Source organism: Endozoicomonas sp. PH6C (genome assembly GCF_059322965.1).
The window spans coordinates 551,613-571,647 of the sequence record NZ_CP185342.1; the positions used below are offsets into that span (position 1 = coordinate 551,613).

The window sequence follows — 20,035 nt, forward strand, 5'->3', positions numbered from 1 at the left end:
CCTACGCGGCAACTGCTCCTGCGTTGCTCTAGCTCCTGCATCCATGCAGTCGTGCGGTTGCAATAAATTGGTCTAAAAATCTCTGTTTCTTCGTCAAATAGCTCGCTATTCTCCTCAGAAACAGAGATTTTTATCCTCAATTTCTTGCAATCCTCGCTACGGACGCTTAAGTCCGACAGGCTGCTAGTCAGGAACTGAACATAGCAAAAGGCCGCTGAAATCAGCGGCCTTTTGCCTTTTCTGGAGAGGCAGTCGCCGATGTCTGACAGGCATCATCCATTTCAATCATTGAGTATTTCCTTTCAGCAGTAGACAATATTGCTCCAACAGAACAATGTCGGGTGTCATCTCAGATGGATCGAGCCAGCCTGCGCAAGCAGTTACGAAGCAATCGTCAATCCCTGTCGGCTGAACAGCAACTTACTGCGGCAAAGAAATTATCCTCTGTCGTGTGTAACAGTGAGGCTTTTCGGCACAGTCAGCATATCGCTCTGTATCTGGCTAATGATGGTGAAATTGATCCCGGATTTATCGCCGAAGCGATCTGGGAGCAGGATAAGTTCTGCTATCTTCCGGTTCTGGATCAGGAGCAGCCTGAAAAGATGTATTTCCAGCTCTACAGACCCAATACCCGGATGGTAGAGAACCGTTACGGGATTGCCGAACCGGAACTGGATCTTGAAAAAACCGTTAAGGCAGAAGCACTGGATCTGGTGCTTATGCCGCTCACCGGGTTTGATGAGCAGGGCAATCGTCTTGGCATGGGAGCGGGTTATTACGACCGGACTTTTGCCTTTCTGGAAAACCGCAGTAAACCGATACTGATGGGGTTAGCGCATGAGTGTCAGAAAGTCAGTTCAATTCCGGCGGCGGACTGGGATGTTCCAATGAAGAGTATTGCAACAGAAAAGCAGCTATATGGTGAGAAAGTTCAGTAAGCCACTCCCTGGCCTACGCCATCAGCTTGTCAGATCAGAGTCGAAGTCGCTGCTGTTGTTAACACGGCGACGATAAAGACAGCTAATAAAAGGCTGATTGAACTGGGTTTTGGGTTAACCATTTTCTTCAGAACTCCACTTTATTTTAATTATTATTCATGGCCGTCTTGAACACGGGGAAGCCAGCCAGTCATTGATTTGCCATCAAAAGCGACTCTTATTTTAATCGCTACGGGCATCAATTGCTTTTTTCAAGCGTTGGTGAATTTCGCATAAAGAGGTGTTAACTGCAAGCGAATGATAGACAGGGGCTTCATTGCCATGGGCAGACCTTCGGAGCACTGCGTGACACTGAGTTGTTATTCACCACTTTATAATGGCGCGAGTGAGGGTTTTGTCCGCCTGATAAATCAAATGTTATGCTGAGGCAAAAGGAGCATCTCAATGAAATTTTTTACCCAATCTACCAAGCTCGTTTTGCTGAGTTTGTTCGGCTTTCTTGGCTTGCTCATGAGCGTCAGTGTCGTGCATGCGGCCCCTGAATCTGAGTTGATTCCTTTCTGGAATAAAAGCGACGAAAGCAATAAAGCTGTCATCGATCACAGCGACTGGCAACATACCCTCGACACATACCTGGACAACAAACATGCCTCCGGCGTGAACCTGTTCAATTACGGCAAAGTCTCCAAAGCCGACAGATCGCGGTTGCAAAACTACCTGAAAAAAATGACCGCGCTTGACCCCCGCAGCTATTCAAAGCAAGAGCAGTTCGCTTACTGGGTGAACCTCTACAATGCGCTCACGGTGGAATTGATTCTTGAAAACTACCCCGTGGATAGTATTACTGAGCTTGGCAAAAGTTTCTTCGGCTTTGGCCCCTGGAACGACGATATCACCCAAATTCAAGGTAAAAAACTCACGCTCAACAACATTGAGCACAATATCCTGAGACCCATCTGGAGCGACGCACGCATCCATTACGCTGTCAACTGCGCCAGCTACAGTTGCCCGAATATTGCCGCAAAAGCTTTCACCTCAGAAAACACAGAAACACTGCTTGAAGCCGCCGCAACCGATTACGTCAACCACGAACGCGGCGTGACCTTTGACGATGGCGAACTGCTCGTCTCAAGTATCTATCATTGGTATAAAGTCGACTTCGGTGGGAATGACCAATCTTTGATCGCCCACTTGGTGAAATACGCCAAACCTGATCTGCGCACCAGGCTTCAGCAGTACAAAGGGGATTTAGATCATCACTATGATTGGGGTTTGAATGGGCCATAGTGGGTCGCTCTGTTGAATGTACAAGTACCTGGCCAGTTGGTTTCGCATATTCTGGCGAGTGGATTTTTTCATCCTTCAAGGCGCAACGACGGGCGCGTAGCCATAGCTACGCAACCAGAGTTGGAACGCAGAAGGATGGAAAAAGCCGCCGTCCAGAATATGCGAAACCAACTGGTTAGGTACTTAACGCGCTTTAAAAGAAAGTAGGCAATGCTGGAAATTTATCTGAATGGGTTGCTATTAAGCGGCGGCTTGATCATAGCTATTGGCAGTCAGAATGCATTTTTGCTGGCTCAGGGCTTACGTCGAGAGTCACCTATCCTGGTTGCCACAATTTGTGCGGTCTGCGATGCCTTATTGATACTGGCCGGTGTCATGGGTCTTGGTACACTTATCCAAAGTAATAACACACTGCTTGAAGTAGCCCGCTGGGCGGGTGTTGCTTATTTGACTGGATTTGGCCTGATGTCACTGAAGCGTAGTTTCAAAACCGGGCAACTCAAAGCAGAAGGGCAGGTGCAAAAGTCTATTCGGGGTATTGTGTTTTCGACTCTGGCGGTCACTCTGCTGAATCCGCACGTTTATCTTGATACGGTCATTTTGTTGGGCAGTATTGGTGCTCAATACGGTGATCAGCGTGGTTATTTTGTACTGGGAGCTATCACCGCATCGCTTATCTGGTTCTATGGTCTTGGGTTTGGTGCTGTGAAGCTGGCACCCCTGTTAGCCCGTCCAAAAGCATGGAAAATCATTGATCTGGTGATTTGTCTGATCATGTTCAGCATTGCCCTCAGTCTGCTGCAAATGGATCTGACCAATATTTTATAACGTTTCTGTCTAAACAATTATGCTTCCGGGTTTCATTTCATTGGCTATTTTGATGATCAGGTGCTTTTTTTAATGACGTTTGCACAGAAGTGCTGCGGTTCGCTGATACAGCAGTGTCCCTGCTGTAAGGTTTGCTAAGAAAGGGGTTGATCCGATGAAGCTCAGACTTATAGGCAGTGTTGTCTTGATCTCTCTCAGTTTGTTCTCTTCATTATCCTTTGCCAAGACCTATTCAGACAATCTGGTGCTGGTGGTCTATGAAAGCAATGCCGAGGTCAACATGGTGCTGGCTTCGGCAAATAATCCAGAGAAGGTACTGGCCAGCTCTGTGGCCTCTCCGGTCCATGTCAGTTACAGCCAGTCATCTGGTAAAGAAGACTTTTATGAGGCTTCACTCACCGGTATGGGTCATCCGGGCAATCTGGCGTTCCGTGACTCGGAAACAGTTCTGTTCGCTAATGCTCTTGATAATCTCAGGAAATCGGCTCGCTTCCACTGGCCTGAGCTGAAAGATGACGACGAAATCGGGCTTGATGCCGTTTACGTCGGTATTGCCGGATATAATGACCATCACAAAAGAGCCGTTGTGGTCGGTGGCAGGTTAGTTCTGAAAGAGCAGTACATTCGCGAGAACATGGAAGAAGTTCTGAAGCTTCGTCACTTCAAGATGCCCCCCGATAAGCATTTACAAATGGATTCAGATACCCGTCTGATGGCGAAACTGGCCAGACAGAAAGTGGGTGAAAAGACAGAGCTAAGGGATCTGGATTTTATTCAACTGACCACCTACGCCATTGGTTACAAAATTCGGGATGGTGTTATGCGCTATGATCGGGTGAGCTACGACAGTGAGGGTGGGGGTTATGAGTATGGCGTAGCTATCCAGGTGTTCTTCCTCGATCAGCTGCCAGCAGCCTGCACAGCCAGTGATTTTGACACACTGGATTTGAAACATGTACCGGTTCTGAAAGCCATGAATGCTATGCCAACCGTTGACGTTTATGGACGGGCACCTAAAGGTGATTATCTGGCCTATCCTGTTCTGGGCTATAGCAAAAAGGAACAGGAGCGATTGAATACCACCCTGCCAACCAGAAAGTTTAATCACCTGTTTGTTCGCTTGAAAGATAAGAAAAATGAAGCCGGCTATGTCGGCTTCTGGGTGCTGCAACAGAATACAGTGCCAGAGGGTGTCAATGAAAAAGACTGGTATGCCGGTCAAAACGCATTAACCCGATGTGCCAGGGATACCTTTATTCCAGCCATCAAAAGAGTGGTAGACGGGCTGGGTGAACTGGGAATTGGCAAGGACAAGGAAGGCGCCAATTTGCCTCTGTTGATGGTAGGAGAGTTTCCGTTGGGTCAGACTGTGCGGATGAAAGAGGCACTTGATGAGATTCTGGGCGAGGAGGATTTTAAGCGGATTGTCTGGTTGAAACCTTTGGAATACCGTCAGCTTCTGGCGAAAGCGGGCATCAAGCTGGCCGGGAAGTATGTCTACAAGGAGGGCAATTTGGAGCTTGGCCAGGAATAGATGCCTTACCCGGCAACTGCTCCTGCGTTGCTCTGGCTCCGTGTTCATGCAGTCGTGTGGTGGCAGCAAATTGGTGGAAATCCGTTTTTGTTTGTCAAACAGTTCGCTGTTCTGCTTACAAAACCGGATTTTCATTATCAGTTTTCTGCCATCTTCGTTACGGGGTCGTCCTGTCTGTCAGTTATCTAAAATTTATCCAAAGATAGTAATTCGTGAGTTTCTGTCCCTGATCCAAATCTCTGCCTTTTGAACTTCTTAATGGCCAGGATGATTGCAATTGTTGCAACAGTCACACTGCCGGCTGCAATAAACCCGATTCCCAGGCCACTCATTCCTTCAGTCGATCTCTCAGGCGAGAAAGCGATAGGGGATACTTGGTAGTTGTAGTTTTCTATCTCCAGAGAAATCTCTTGCATACGCACAAGCCGACTACCCTTCTCAATATCGGCATTTTCAACAGCCAGATAGACATTATTACCCACAAAAACCGGGCGCATAGACTTTGCTGCTGCAGGTACAAATGTGGTGTCGAAACGATGGACGTTAACCTGATTTTGATAAGTAACTACGTACACTTGTCCATCACTGTCGTAAATAATGGCATGTAATAAATCGTCCCTTGTTATCAGCCTGACGGCTGTTGTCGAACCCTTTGTGCGGGAAGAAAAATCAATCCTGTCGTCAATGATAAAAGCACTGTCTATCTGTCCATTTTCAGTGGCGAACCGACGGATAGAAAGTTTTCCCCCCTCAGGGCTGAATACGGCAAGGTAGGACTGGTCTTTTTGTATCAGGAGGTACTGACTGTTGAACATGTCATTGGTGACCATTATCTCTTTGCCATTGTTTCCAAAAGAAGTAGCGGGGTTTAGTTGTTTACTGTCGTATTTGCTGATAAACAGAGGATAGGACGCATCCTGATCACTTTTTCCTGCAACATAAAGACGCTTGCCATCTGGGGAGAGTCTTAAATGAAGTCCTTCTTCCTTATCTTCAGGATACTTTTCACGAAAATAGAGTCGTCGCTGGAGATAGCGGCCAACAAACAGGCTGTTATCGATGCTTCCTGTTAAATACATCACACCCTGATGATAAGCGCTGTCATTAATTTGAACATTGTCGGGGAACAGGTTCTTGTGGACTCTGAGTCGTGCCTGGTCTCTCTGGGCCGCAGTTAACGGGAACTCAAGCAGAGTCGCTTTTCCTGACGTTGTCGTTGCAACAATGTCAAGATGAGGACCTGTGGTTTCATGAATAACCTGCCCTGTCAGAGACTGGTAAGAATCCAGTATTTTGGCCTGGTTGACAGAGGTTGTGTATTTCACAGTGCCGCATGAACCAAATTGTTTATCCAGTTCAGTGCCCTGGTAGCGTGCCAGAATAATCCCGGAAGGCTCATGTGACTCAGGCTGAATGACAACGTATATGCGCTGGTTCTCCCGGTCATAGGTCTGAAAGAGAGGTGTGCCTTCCGGTAGCGGGCAGTTATCCGGCAGGCTGGCTGATGGCTTTTCCGATGACGATGATGAAGCCGACGGAGTTATCTCCTTTTTCTCGCTGCAGTCAAACCCACCTGGTGTGCAATCAATTCCGGCCAATAATGTTTGTGCTCCGAAAAAAGCTTTTAAGAAAGGTAAATAGCCATCCTGACTGTTCCAGACAGTACGACTGAAAAAGGTGGCATTTGAGTTACCACCAGGGTCTGCAAACTCATTCAGGGCTCTGGGAAACTGGTTGTTTGCCTGTTTGGTACCGTTTATTCGGGCAAGTTCACGATAGGGGATGTTGATGTTTTTGAGCATCGGCAGCTGTGATGAATCACCGGAATTCCAGAGCTCGCTGCTCAAACCACTCAGGTTTGATTTTAGGACGTCTCTCGGTACTCTCACGACGCCTGTATTATATCCATCCCATTCGACGAAAGTAAGAACACTGCGATTCTTTGTGAAAGTATCCAGGTTATTCTCAATACGTCCGGCTTTGCGAATGTTTGCTACTGCCGCACTTTTTCGGTTGTCATAATAATATGTTTTAATCAACCCGGTGTTTACATTATTGTAAACGTTGGCCCCGCGGGCTGTTCCTGAAATACCAGCGACTGGGCCGCTCCTGCCTCTTCCTACGACCGATCCAGCATTTAGGTTGTCATAAATGCTTTCACCACTGGCTTTTCCGGCAATACCTCCGGCATAGGCAAATTTGCCCTCAGTAGTGACAGGCCCGACATTGACGTTTTGAACAGCAGTTGTGTTGACTACTCGCCCTGTTATGCCACCCACGTGGGAGCCATATTTTCCATAAATACTCCCTGTATTGAGGTTGTTGCTGACGAGGCTATGGCTCGAGGCCTCCCCCACTATTCCGCCAACATTACCACCCCCCCGTTGGGAAGTGCCGTCCAAATAATCGGAAGCAATTTTTCCAGTGTTCAGGTTTTGTACGACTCTGGCTGCCTCGGCTTCTCCGGCAATGCCTCCGGAGTTTTCGGTATGGCCGACATTAACCTCACCGATATTCAGATTGTTATAAGCAAGGCTACTGATTTTAAGTCTGCCGACAATGCCGCCGGCAGGTGAGTCATGTAAGTTTCTGGGCGTTATTTTTCCGGTATTCAGGTTGTTTGAAATGACGGATGCCTGTTCGGCGAGCCCAGTGATGCCGCCAGCGCAGGCAATTCCGGTTGTGATTACGGTTCCGGTGTTGAGGCTGTCGCGTATGATGCTGTTATCAGAAACACTGCCCACTATCCCACCGGCATGACTGCCGGAACCGCTCGTTTTGATGACTCCGGCAGAACTGGCCACTTCTTCAATCCGGCTCTGTTTCATCTCTCCCACCAGTGCGCCGGTCGGGCTTGCATCTCCGGAGCTGGTAACTTTTGGCTGGTTAAGCAGGATCTGTCTTATGGTGCTGTTCTCCAGTGACCCGAACAAGCCTGCTGTAGTGTTATCTGCTGACGTTGAAACTTCGAGACCGGAAATAACATGTCCGTTGCCATTCAGAGTGAGAGAAAACGGAACGGATTTATTGCCAACGGGCACCCAGTGAGTGAATCGGCTCAGGTCAATATTACTGATTAACTCATAGTGACCTTTGACCGGATGGTCGGCATTTAGATATTGATTGAAATTATTATTGTCTAGCTGAACAGTCCTGGCCACGCTGGTTGATGGCTGTGCCGATGACGATGGGACAGCGGATGAAGCTTCTGAAGGTGGCTCAGAAGTGGGTGAGGCTCGGGTTACAAAAGCAGTGCTCAGTTCGCTGGTTGTTGGCTGTGCTGTTGACCATGGAACAGTGGACGAAGCTTCTTCTGATGGTGACTCAGAAGTGGACGAAGTACGAGCGGCAGAAGCTGTGGTCAATTCGCCAGTTGTTGGTTGTGCCGTTGACGAAGGAACAGTCGATGAAGCTTCTTCTGACGGTGACTCAGAAGTGGACGAAGTACGAGCGACAGAAGCTGTGGTTAGTTCGTCGGTTGTTGTTTGTACCGTTGACGATGGGACGGTAAATGAAGCTTCTTCCGACGGTGACTCAGATGTGGGCAAAGTACGAGCGACAAAAGCCGTGGTCAGTTCGCCGGTTGTTGGCTGCGCCGTTGACGATGGAATACTGGATAAAGCTTCTTCCGACGGTGACTCAGATGTGAGCGAAGTAGTAGCGACAGAAGCTGTGGTCAGTTCGCCGGTTGTTGGCTGTGTTGTTGACGGTGGAACAGTGGATGAAGCTTCTTCTGATGGTGACCCAGAAGTGAATGAAGTTCGAGCGACAGAAGCTGTGGTCAGTTCGCCGGTTGTTGGCTGTGTTGTTGACGATGGAACAGTGGACGAAGCTTCTTCTGATGGTGACTCAGAAGTAGGTGAAGTACGAGCGACAGAAGCTGTGGTCAGTTTGCCGGTTGTTGGTTCTGCCGTTGTCGGTGGGGCAGTGGATGAAGCTTCTGACGGTGACTCAGAAGTTGGTGAAGTACGAGCTGCAAGAGCCGTGTTCAGTTCGCTGGTTGTTGGCTGTGCCGATGACGATGGGACAGCGGATGAAGCTTCTGACGATGACTCAGAACTGGATAAATTAACTGGCACAAAAGCCGTGGTCAATTCGCTTGTTGATGGTTGTGCGGATGACAAGGGTACAGCGGTTGAAGCTTCTGATAGTGAGTCTGAACTGGGAAAAGTATGGGTTACAGAAGTAGTGGTCCATTCGCTCGATGACGGCTGCGCGGATGACGATGGGGTATCGACCTTATAAATCCTGACTTTTTGATGTCTATAACCGACAGCCAGCCATTTGTTGTTGTGAGCGTAGGCAACACTGTAAACTCTGTCGTGAGCACCGGGCAGGATTTTCAGTAGGTTAAATGGGTTCGTCCCGTTATAAATCCATACCTGTCCATCATCCCTCCCGGCTGCCAGCCTGGTGCCACTGGGGTCGAAGGCAAGGCTATGTGAATGCTCACCGGGTGGGGTGTCCATCAGGGTGTACGGGCTCATTCCGCGATAAACCCTGATCCCATTCCCCCCGGCTACCAGCAGGGTGCTGTCGTGATTGAAGGTAATGCTCAGTGCCCCGCCTGTCCTATAGGGCAGGGTTTGCTGGAGGGTATACGAGTTCATCACGACATAAATCCTGATCTGTCCATCTTTCGCAGTAGCAACCAGCAGGCTGCCATCGTGATTGAAGGCAATGCTCAGTATATCGTCTGTCGCATCAGACAGGACGTGCTGGAGGGTATAATCATTTGTCACATTGTAAACCCTGACCTTGTCATCACTTCCTCCGGCTACCAGAAGAGTACCGTCGTGGTTGTATTTAACGGTCCCTACGCCTGTCGTATGAGGCAGGATCTTCTTGAGAGTGTACCCGTTCATCACGTCATAAATCCTGACCTCATCATCATGAGTTCCGATTGCCAGCTCGGTACCGTCGTGGTTGTAGTCAACGCTTACAACCCAGTCTTTCGGATCGGACAGAGTGTGCAGGAGTAGGGATTCCCCCGAGTCATTTATTTCAAAGATTTGTATGGCTCCTGAAAAGGGGCACCCGAGCTTGTCTTTGCCGGAACCTATTCCCACGGCCAAATGATGACTGTTGAGAGTCCATGCAGTGCTAAAAACCCTATGAATCGGACAATATCTTGTCAGAGCTCTGCCCGTGGGTGTTGGAGCCGCTGTTTCCGGCAAACTGTTCGGATCTATATCAATTTCATGAAACAATTGAGGATATGTTTTTTTGTTGCAGTCAAACCCCCCTTGCGTACAATCAACTCCGGCCAGGAGTATTTGTAGTTCAGCAAAAGCTTTTAGAAACGGTAAATAGCCATCCTGACCGTTCCAGACAGTGCGATTGAAAGAGGTAGCATTGGCGGCACCACCAGGGTCTGCAAACTCATTCAAAGCTCTGGGGAACCGGTTGTTTGTCTGTTTAGTGGTACGTATTCGGACAAGTTCACGGTAGGGGGTGTTAACGCCTCTGAGCATTGGCAGCTGCGTTACATCACCGGCATTCCAGAGTGTGCTGTTCAATCCGTTTAAGCCTGATTTGAGAGTAATTTTCGATAGTTCTTTGGCACCTTTATTGTATTCATGAGAGCTATACTTCGTGAAAGTATTCAGGTTATTCTTAAAACGATCTGTATTGAAAGGTCTTCCGACTGCAGCGCCTTTATAGCTGCTTTTGTGCGCCTCAGTTGAACCCGTATTGACGTTGTCGTAAACCGAGGCCGAATCGAAGGCAGTCCCGGAAATACCACCGACAGCTCCTATATTGCCATTCTCTTTGATTGCTCCAGCATTCAGGTTGTCATGAATTCTGCCGCCGTGAGTCACCCCTGCAATGCCACCAGCATATGCATATCCACCATTAGTAGTGACAGTTCCGACATTTACATTGCCAACAACAGTAACGCGAGATGTTTGACCTGCTATTCCACCCGCATGTGTCTTGGAATACGCTGAGGAAATGCTACCTGTATTGAGGTTCTGTTTGATCTCGGTGTGACCGGAGCTTTTTCCCACTATTCCACCACTGCTGCCGCCTTCGCTATTGGGGGGCCGTAGATCCGAGGCAATTTTACCCGTATTCAGGTTATTCAATACCTTGGCTGATTCTGCTTCTCCTGCAATTCCCCCGGAATGTTGGGTATGGCTGACACGCACTTCACCGGTATTCATATTATTGTTAGCGATGCTTTTACTTCTTAGTGTTCCGACAATGCCACCGGCAGGCGAGGAGCTTATATACCTGGAGGTGATTCTTCCGGTATTCAGGTCATTTGAAACAGAAGATGATTGATCGGCCAATCCGGCAATGCCGCCTGCGCTGGCGCCTCTGGTTGTGACAGTGCCGTTGTTCAGGCAATTATGTATGGTGCTATCAAAAACACTGCCCGCCAGACCTCCGCCATGACTGTGAGAACCGTCCGTTCCGATGGTTCCAGCAGAATTAACCACCTCTTCAATCCTGCTGCTTTTCAACTCACCCACAAGTGCACCTGTCGGGCTGTTGGTTCCAGTACTGGTCACTTTTGGCTGTTTAAGGAGGATCTGCCTGATGGTGCTATTCTGCAGTGACCCGAACAAGCCTGTGGCGGTGTTATCTGTCGACGTTGAAATTTCGAGGCCGGAAATCACGTGGCCCTTGCCATCCAGAATGAGAGAAAAAGGAATGGATTTATTGCCAACGGGTTCCCAGGGCCCGAATCGTCGCAAGTCAATATCACTGATTAACCTGTAGCGACCTTCGACCGGGTGGTCGGCGTTCAGATATTGATTGAAATTATTATTGTTCAGCTCAATCGTGCTGGCCCAAATGTTCCAGTCTGGAAAACAGACGACAAGTGACAGTAATAATAAAGACGGCTTTTTGTTGATAGGCAGGCTATGCCGATTCTGATGTTTTATCAGGTTGGTACTCATTGAAGCATTACCATAAAAATAATGATGATAACTACTCGTATTCTCATTTGTATTTATAGACTATAAGGGGTCATCATGAGCAAGCATGGCAAGCAGATTTTGTTATCCAGACGATCCGTAATAAAATCCTGTTCAGCTCATCAGTCACGGTTCATGCCGATGTTAGCAAAGCAAGGAAAGAGCTGGGCTGGGTGGCAGAGCATCGTCTCAATGTTAGGGCCAGGGATGCCTGGAGCTGGCAGAAGAAAAATCTGAATGGTTTTTGAGCCGGGTTTTTCCAAAAAGCTCAGAGTGCATCCGTTCCTGATACCGTCGGTTGTTTTTTGAACCTGTAAATGGCCAGGATAACTACAGCCGTCGCAATCACCACAGTGCTTGCTGCAATAAGTCCAATTCCCAAACTAAGCCTATCCACAGACGATCTCGCAGACGGGTCCCCAAATGAAAAAGTGGCTGGTGATTTTTTTTGGTGGTATTTTTCAAAATTGCTTCCGTTAGAGAAACAGACGACAATTGACTGCAGTAGTACAAAAGATTTTTTTTTTGATAGTCAGGCTTTGCCGATTTTGATCTTTTACCAAGCTATTATTCATTGCGCCACTGCCATGGAGATAATGAAAATAAGTACGTTTACATAGACTATTGAGAGTCATCATGCCGACTGACCTTGTTATTTGCCCGTTTCCTCAGGGTCGCTACTTACGGGTTTTCAATCCTGACCTTCTAAACTTGTTGATGGCCAGGACGACTGCAACCGCCGTTGTAGCGACTGCAGCGCTTCCTGCAATAAGCTCAGTTCGCCAGTCAGAAATCACCGCAGACGATTCTGCAGACCATAAAGCGACAGAGGGTTTTTGACGATTGTAGTTTTCAAGACCCAGAGAGATTTCTTGCATCCGAACCTGCCGACCATCCTCCTCAGTATCAGGGTTTTCAATGGCCAGGTAAGCTTTATTGCCTACAAATACCAGGCGCATAGACTCTGCTGCCGCAGGTTTAAATCTGGTGTCAAAACGATGGACGTTGACCTGATCTTCATAAGTAAATACAGACAGTTGTCCATCGCTGTTGTAAATAATGGCGTGCAGATAATCTTCCGTTGTCATCAGCCTGACGGTTGTAGGTGAATCCGGGGAGCGGGAAGAAAAATCAATCCAGTCATCAATAATAAAAGTACTATCCATTTCTCCACTGTCAGCGGCAAACCGACGAATAGAAAGTTTCTCTTCTCCGGGACAGAATGTGACAACGTAGGTCTGGTCTTTTTGTATCAGGATGTCCAGCCGACAGTTGACCGTGTCAATGTTACTGGCGGTTATCAACTTTCTATCATCGTTTTCAGAAGCAGCAGCGGGATTTAGTTTTAGGTTGAATTGCGCTCGGTATCTCTGCTTAGCCGTAAACGGAAACTCGAACAGAGTCGTTTTTCCTGACTCTGTTGTTGCAATAATATTGAGGGAAGAGCCTGTGATTTTGTGAATAACCTTTGCTGACAGAGACGGGTATGAGCTCAGTATTCTGGCGTGGGGGCTAGAGGTTGTATAAGTCACAATGCCGCACAAACCAAATTGTTGATCCAGTTCAGGGCCCTTATAGCGTGCCAGAATTATACCTCCAGGAGCCGATTCAGAAGACGGTTCAGCTTTAATCACAACGTATATATGCTGGTTTTCCGGGTCATAGGCTTGCAAGAGTGGTGTGCCTTCTGGTGGCGGGCATTGACTTGAGAGGCCGGGCGAATGGGGTGGCAAAGGCTGTGTGGATGTTGGAGTCGGCGAGATGTCATTGTCTGTGCTGCAGTCAAATCCTTCTTGTGTGCAGTCAATCCCGACTAATAAGGCTTGTGATTTGGAGAAAACGTTTAGAAAGGGTAAGTAACCATCCCGAGCGTTCCAGACATCAGGATTAAAAGAGGTGGCATTTGAAACACCACCGGGGTCTGCAAACTCACTCAGAACTGTCGGCAATTTGTTACCACTTATTCGGACCAGTTCACGGTAGGGGATGTTAATGCCTCTGAGCATCGGCAGCTGCGATTCATTACCGGCATTCCAGAGCGTGCTATTCAAGCCGGTCAGGTTTGATTTGAGATCACTTTTCGATAGTCTTACGACACCTTTATTACGTCCACTGCCTCTCTCACTGGTCCATTGGTACTTTGTGAAAGTATCCAGATTATGCTCGATACGACCTGCCTTCCAAACTCTTGCCGCGGCCCCGCTTACGTAGCAGAATTTTCGCTGGGCTATAACCGAACCTGTATTGACATTGTTGCAAACTGAGGCTGAAAGAGTGGCTGCCCCGGAAATGGCACCTATGTGACCATTAACACCTTTTGTTGTGATTGCTCCGACATTCAGGTTGTCCTTTACACTTGTGCCTTCGGCTTCTCCGGTAATACCCCCGGCAGATGCCTGAGGGCCACGAGTAGTGACAGTTCCGGCATTGACATTTTGAGCAACAGGAGCCTTGACCACATCCCCCGCTATTCCACCTGCATAGGTACGCCAATACTTTGTAGAAATGCTACCCGTATTGAGATTTTTGCTGACCAGAGTTTGCCCGGAGGCATGTCCCACTATTCCACCACTGCTACCACCTTCCCCGCAGCAGAAGCAGAAGCTTCGCAAATAATCCGAGGCAACTTTTCCGGTATTCAGGTTATGTAATACCTCCGATGCTTCTGCTTGTCCTGCTATCCCACCGGAATATTCGGTATAGCCAACATTAATTTCACCGGTGTTTATATTGTTGTTAGCAGTACTGTTGTTTTTCAGGGTTCCGACAATGCCACCGGCAGGCGAGGAGGAATATAAAATTCTGGAGGTTATTTTTCCGGTATTCAGGTTATTAGATATGGAAGATGTCTGATCGGCCCAGCCAGCGATACCACCTGCGCTGGCAGCTCTGATCGTCAGGACGGTGCCAGTATTTACACTGTCGTGTATAACGCTATCAGAAACACTGCCCGCCAAACCTCCGCTATGACTACCAGGACCGCTCGCTCTGACGATTCCGGCATAATTGACCACCTCTTCAATCCTGCTGCCTTTCAATTCTCCCACAAGGGCACCTGCCGGGCTTGTAAATCCGATAGTGCTCACTTTTGGCTCTTTAAACAGGATCTGCCTGATGGTGCTGTTCTGCAGTGACCCGAACAAACCTGAGGCTGTGTTATCGGCTGACGTTGAAACCTTGAGTCCGGAAATAACGTGGCCGTTGCCATACAGTGTGAGAGAAAACGGAATGGAGGTGTTGCCGATGGGCTTCCAGGGAGTGAATTGGCTCAAGTCAATATCACTCACTAGCTGATAACGACCTTCGACCGGGTGGTCGGCATTCAGATGTTCTCTGAAATTATTATTGTTCAGCTCAATAGAGCTGGCCCAATTGTTTCCGTTTGAGAAACAGACGACAAGTGACAGTAATAGTGCAGAGGATTTTTTTTTATAGTCAGGCTTTGCCGATTTTGATCTCTTATCAGGCTTTTATTCATCGATTTTCCTCAACTGGATACCCCGTACTTTTAGAGGGTGTCGCAAAACTCTGGTTCCCATGCTCCAGCGTGGGAACCCATACCCATCTCGCGCTGCAGAGTCCGCTTTTCAGGGGAGGTATGCATTCCCACGCAGAGCGTGGGAACGAGTTGTTAGAGTTTTGCGACAGCCTCTTTAGTGCGGGGAGGAATGTTGACTTGCCCGTCAGGGCAAGCTGTACCCGTACCCATCCACTAACTGAACAGTTTGACAGTTTCTCCATGAAATACCCTGAATTGTGTCAGTTTCAGTTTTGATGTTGAATGAGCCTGTAGTTCTGACTGCAACCCGTCCTGTATACGTTCCTTGCCGTTTACCGGCTGGAACGATAGCCTTGACGATATCTCCAGTCTGAAACCCTTTTACTTGCTTTGAGCCTTTGGCTTTTGTACGAGGGAATCCGTACTTGTCCACTCTACACATCTGCCTTGAGCCTCTACCCATAGCCTTAATGATCAAGGGTTTTGTGCTCTCTGGTATGTATACACTGGTTCCCGACTCTCCTACACAAGCTGCATCTATCCAGTGCTCTTTCTTGTATCCTTGCTGTGTGCGGTTGAACTTCGTTCTACCGCCAGTAGCAAAGGTGGTAGGAAGGCCGATAGCCTGAACACGTCTAGCGGTTTCGTTCCTTGTTGCACTGACAGCAGCAGCATCTTTCAGACAATTGACCTTCTTTCCTTTCAGGATGTTAGTCACATTTCTGACTCTGGCTGTATCTAGCTTGTTCTTTTTCTTTGAAATTGTTTTTAGCCATGCTTCAGGTTGGGTTGAACCCTTTGCTTCATTGCATGTACGACATGCAATGTGCAAGTTACTAATCCGGTTTGAACCACCTAAAGATTTAGGCTTGAAATGCTCGATGTTGAGGATTGGATCGTTACTCACTCCCTTGCAGTAAGAACACTTGTGCCCATCACGGTACAACAGGTATTGTCTCAACTCATTACCAAACAAAGTACCTCGTTGATACTCGACCCCCGAGATATCGGGGTTCTCCATCAACTGCATATCGAACTTGACACGCTCAACAGCCACATCACTGATTGGCGCTTTCAGGCACAACCTTTTAGTCCAAGTCTCGGTATTGAAAACTCGACTCATAAGGCTAGGCGGTAGCCAGCCTTTAGGTCTAGCCCTGTTGTCAAATCTGGCTTGACGGTAGCGAGTTTTCCGGTTCCTTCTGGCTCGACGTGTTGCACGTCGAGACTCAAGAGAATCCTTAACCCTTTGTCCTCTATGCTGGAGTTCAGCGGCAAAGACAACTTTCTTTCCACGATCAGAGTCAGCAACAACGGCGATGCCTGTTGTTTTGCTTCCAACGTCGAATTTGAGTTCCAACGGTTGTACAACACCACCTTCTCTCTCTTTCAGTATGATCGTGAAAGGGTAGCGTCTGAAGACAGCCGCTTTGCCTTTCCCGAGAAGCTTTCTTGCCCTTGCCGGATGGCAAGGCATAAGAGGCTTTTTGTCTTTGTCCAATACGAACACTCGGTTCATACGTCGTTGTCCTTATATGTGGTGCTTACGTACCATTCTAGGCTTGCGCCAGTAAAGTTCACCTCGACGGGGTCGCCTAGACAATGTTAATGGACGGTTTCTTGATAGCAGCACTGTGATTAACCCTCAATACACTGTTTAACCACTACCCTTAGAGCTTGGGACTGGTGAAGCATCCCAAGGTAACTATACATTCGTCTTTAACGTAGCAACCTTGCGGTTGCTGAGTCTGGTCACTTCTAACCCCAAATTGGGAGCTTTAACAAGCCCCGTCCTTTAGGGCGGGGTTCAGTGACTGCAGAACTACCATAGAGATAATGATAATAAGTACGTTAATGTAGACTATTCAGAATCATCATGCCGACTGGCCTTGTTATTTACCCGTTTTCTCAGGGTCGCTACTTACGTGTTCGCATTCCTGACCTTTTAAACTTGTTAATGATCAGGATGACTGCAACCGCCGTAGTAGCCACTACAGCGCCTGCTGCAATAAGCTCAGTTCGCCAGTCAGAAATCACCGCAGACGATTCTGCAGACCGTAATGCGACACAGGGTTTTTGACGATTGAAGTTTTCAAGACCCAGAGAGATTTCTTGCATCTGAACCTGCCGACCGCCCTCCTCAGTATCAGAGTTTTCGATGGCCAGATAGGCTTTATTACCCACAAATACCGGGCGCATAGAATCTGCTGCCACAGGTTTAAGTCTGGTGTCAAAACGATGGACGTTGACCTGATCTTCATAAGTAAACACAGACATTTGTCCATCGCTGTTGTAAATAATGGCGTGCAAATAACCTTCCGTTGCCATCAGCCTGACAGTTGCAAACGAACCCGGTGTGCGTGAAGAAAAATCAGTCCTGTCGTTAATAATAAAAGCACTGTCCATCTGTCCATTGTCAGCGGCGAACCGGCGAATAAAAAGTTTCTCTTTCTCAGGGCTGAGAACTGCAACATAGACCTGGTCTTTTTGCACGAGGATGTCCTGCTGGCTGTTAACCCTGTCCATGTCATCGGCATTGATAGCCATTAACTCTATGTCATTGTTGGCAAAAGAAGCAGTGGGGGTTAGTCGTTTACTGTCGTACTGTCTGATAAACAAAGAATGTGAGGCATCTTCATCACTTTTGCCTGCGACATAAAGGCGTTCGCCATCTGCATAGAGCTTTAGGTTAAGTCCTTGCTCCTGATCATACTGGCCACTTTTTTCAGGATGCATTTCAGGAAAAAAGAGCCGTCGTTGGTGGTAACGGCCAACAAATACGCTGTTATCGATTTTTCCTGTTAAATACATGATCCCCTGATGGTGAGTGATATCATTAATCTGAACATTTCCAGGGAATAAGTCGTTACGTACGCCCAACACTGCCTGGTATCTCTGGGTAGCACTCAACGGGAACTCGAACAGAGTCGCTTTTCCTGACGTTGTCATTGCAACAATATTGAGGGAAGAGCCGGGATGAGGGCCTGTTGTTTCGTGGATAATCTGCCCTGACAGAGACTGATATCTAGTCAGTGTAGTGGCGTGGTTGGTAGAGGTTGTATAAGTCACAACGCCACACAGACCAAATTGTTTATCCAGCTCAGAGCCCTTATAGCGTGCCAGAATAATTCCTTTAGAAGCCCATTCAGAAGACGGTTCAGGTTGAATGACAACGTATACCTGCTGCTTTTCCGGATCATAGGCTTGAAAGAGAGGTATACCTTCTGGTGGCAGGCAGTGATCTGAAAGATCGGGCGAGTGAGCTGTCTTTTGCTGCTTTTCCTCGCTGCAGTCAAATACCCCTTCTGTGCAATTAACCCCGGTCAAAGATGTTTGTGGTTCGGAGAAAACTTTTGGAAACGGTAAATAGCCATCCCGACTGTTCCAGGCATCAGGATTAAAAGAGGTGGCATTTGAAACACCACCGGGGTCTGCAAACTCACTCAGAGCTGTTGGGAATTTTTTACCACTTATTCGGGCCAGTTCACGGTAGGGGATGTTAATGCCTCTGAGCATCGGCAGCTGCGATTCATTACCGGCATTCCAGAGCGTGCTGTTCAATCCGGTCAGGTTTGATTTGAGAGCACTTTTCGATAGTCTTACGACACCTTTATTACGTCCACTGAATGTCTCACTGGTCCATTGGTACTTTGTGAAAGTATCCAGGTTATGCTCAATAGGACCTGCCCGGTACACTCTTGCGGCTGCAGGACTGACATAGCACCAGGATCCCTGTGCCTCAACTCGCCCCGTATTGACATTATTGTAAACTGAGGCTGAGTGGGCCGCAGCCCCGGTAATACCACCCACGTGGCCATTAACGCCTTTCGTTATGACTGCTCCGGCATTCAGGTTGTCCTGAACGCTTGTACCAACCGCTTCCCCGGTAATTCCTCCGGCAGATGCCTGATTGCCCTGAGTCCTGACAGTTCCGACATTGACATTTTGAACAACAGGCGCGTTGATCACGTCTCCTGCTATTCCACCTCCATAGGTACGCCAACGCTTTGTAGAAATGCTACCCGTATTGAGATTTTTGCTGACCAGGGTTTGCCCGCAAGCATGCCCCACTATTCCGCCACTGCTTCCACTTACACTTCCAACTAATCTGGAGTAGGCTCTCGAATAATCTGAAGATATTTTTCCAGTGTTGAGGTTATGTAATACCTTGGCTGCTTGTGCTTCTCCTGCAACCCCCCCGGAATATTGACTAAAGTCAACATTAACTTCACCGGTATTGACATTGTTGTTAGCAATGCTGTTGTTTCTCAGAGCTCCGACAATGCCACCGGCAGGTGAGGCATATAAATTTCTGGAGGCTATTTTTCCGGTATTCAGGTTATTTGACAGGGACGATGCCTGAACCGCCAATCCGGCGATACCGCCTGCGCTGGCATCTGCGGTTGTGATAACGGTTCCGGTGTTTACGCTGTCGTGTATAATGCTATCAGTAACACTGCCCGCTACACCTCCGGCATGACTGAGAGAACCAATGGTTTTGACGGCTCCGCCATAATTGACTACTTCTTCTATCCTGCTGCCTTTCAACTCTCCCACAAGGGCACCTGCCGGGCTTGTAAATCCGGTACTGGTCACTTTTGGCTCTTTAAGCAGGATCTGCCTGATGGTGCTGTTTTGCAGTGACCCGAAAAAGCCTGAGGTCGTGTTATCGGTTGAAGTTGAAACCTTGAGTCCGGAAATAACGTGGCCGTTGCCATTCAGAGTGAGAGAAAACGGAACGGACGCATTGCCGATGGGTTTCCAGAGAAATTGGCTCAGGTCAATATTACTGGTTAACTGATAGTCACCTTTGACCGGATGGTCAGCATTCAGGTATTGATTGAAATTATTATTGTTCAGCTCTACAGTGTCAGCCCAACTGCTGCAGTCCGGAAAACAGACGACGAGCGACACTAATAGCAAAGACGATCTTTCACCGACAGTCAGGCTTCTATTCATATGGGTACTGCGATAAGAATAATGATAACAACCACTTGAGTCTGTACGTATAGACTACGGG

8 protein-coding genes are annotated in these 20,035 nt (G+C 48.0%); 4 read left to right on the plus strand and 4 right to left on the minus strand.

Annotated features, from left to right (window positions below):
- The first annotated feature begins 353 nt into the window (after positions 1-353).
- The 4 genes from ACOMG9_RS02265 (at position 354) to ACOMG9_RS02280 (ending at position 4,587) form a co-directional block, all read left to right on the plus strand.
- Entirely contained in the window at positions 354-938 is a 585-nt protein-coding gene (locus ACOMG9_RS02265; protein WP_422136713.1) for a 5-formyltetrahydrofolate cyclo-ligase, read from the plus strand.
- A gap of 444 nt (positions 939-1,382) precedes the next feature.
- Positions 1,383-2,225, plus strand: coding sequence for a DUF547 domain-containing protein (locus ACOMG9_RS02270; protein ID WP_448215594.1), 843 nt, complete (start codon positions 1,383-1,385; stop codon positions 2,223-2,225).
- A 210-nt stretch (positions 2,226-2,435) separates the two neighbouring features.
- The gene (locus ACOMG9_RS02275) at positions 2,436-3,053 is read left to right on the plus strand and encodes a LysE/ArgO family amino acid transporter (protein WP_422136715.1); all 618 of its coding nucleotides are present in this window, start codon (positions 2,436-2,438) and stop codon (positions 3,051-3,053) included.
- 154 nt (positions 3,054-3,207) lie between these two features.
- Positions 3,208-4,587 (plus strand): hypothetical protein, encoded by a 1,380-nt coding sequence (locus tag ACOMG9_RS02280; protein WP_448215595.1) that lies wholly within the window; start codon positions 3,208-3,210, stop codon positions 4,585-4,587.
- Between the two features lie 185 nt (positions 4,588-4,772).
- Here the strand turns inward: ACOMG9_RS02280 and ACOMG9_RS02285 are convergent, their stop codons facing one another.
- The 4 genes from ACOMG9_RS02285 to ACOMG9_RS02300 all read right to left on the minus strand — a co-directional run bounded on the left by ACOMG9_RS02285 (position 4,773) and on the right by ACOMG9_RS02300 (position 19,974).
- Positions 4,773-11,498: a hypothetical protein gene (locus ACOMG9_RS02285; protein ID WP_448215596.1), complete on the minus strand. Its 6,726-nt coding sequence runs from the start codon at positions 11,496-11,498 to the stop codon at positions 4,773-4,775.
- Positions 11,499-12,193: 695 nt separating this feature from the next.
- Positions 12,194-14,803 carry a hypothetical protein gene (locus ACOMG9_RS02290; protein ID WP_448215597.1) on the minus strand — a complete coding sequence of 870 codons (2,610 nt, stop codon included), beginning with the start codon at positions 14,801-14,803 and terminating at the stop codon, positions 12,194-12,196.
- A gap of 396 nt (positions 14,804-15,199) precedes the next feature.
- Positions 15,200-16,534 (minus strand): RNA-guided endonuclease IscB, encoded by a 1,335-nt coding sequence (gene iscB / locus ACOMG9_RS02295; protein ID WP_448215598.1) that lies wholly within the window; start codon positions 16,532-16,534, stop codon positions 15,200-15,202.
- A gap of 398 nt (positions 16,535-16,932) precedes the next feature.
- Positions 16,933-19,974 carry a hypothetical protein gene (locus tag ACOMG9_RS02300; protein WP_494529704.1) on the minus strand — a complete coding sequence of 1,014 codons (3,042 nt, stop codon included), beginning with the start codon at positions 19,972-19,974 and terminating at the stop codon, positions 16,933-16,935.
- Positions 19,975-20,035: the final 61 nt, after the last annotated feature.

Bases quoted from the DNA above. Each gene is read 5' to 3' on its own strand.
- ACOMG9_RS02265 (WP_422136713.1), top strand. From the start codon at position 354: ATGGATCGAGCCAGCCTGCGCAAGCAGTTACGAAGCAATCGTCAATCC.
- ACOMG9_RS02270 (WP_448215594.1), top strand. From the start codon at position 1,383: ATGAAATTTTTTACCCAATCTACCAAGCTCGTTTTGCTGAGTTTGTTC.
- ACOMG9_RS02275 (WP_422136715.1), top strand. From the start codon at position 2,436: ATGCTGGAAATTTATCTGAATGGGTTGCTATTAAGCGGCGGCTTGATC.
- ACOMG9_RS02280 (WP_448215595.1), top strand. From the start codon at position 3,208: ATGAAGCTCAGACTTATAGGCAGTGTTGTCTTGATCTCTCTCAGTTTG.
- ACOMG9_RS02285 (WP_448215596.1), bottom strand. From the start codon at position 11,498: ATGAGTACCAACCTGATAAAACATCAGAATCGGCATAGCCTGCCTATC.
- iscB (WP_448215598.1), bottom strand. From the start codon at position 16,534: ATGAACCGAGTGTTCGTATTGGACAAAGACAAAAAGCCTCTTATGCCT.
- ACOMG9_RS02300 (WP_494529704.1), bottom strand. From the start codon at position 19,974: ATGAATAGAAGCCTGACTGTCGGTGAAAGATCGTCTTTGCTATTAGTG.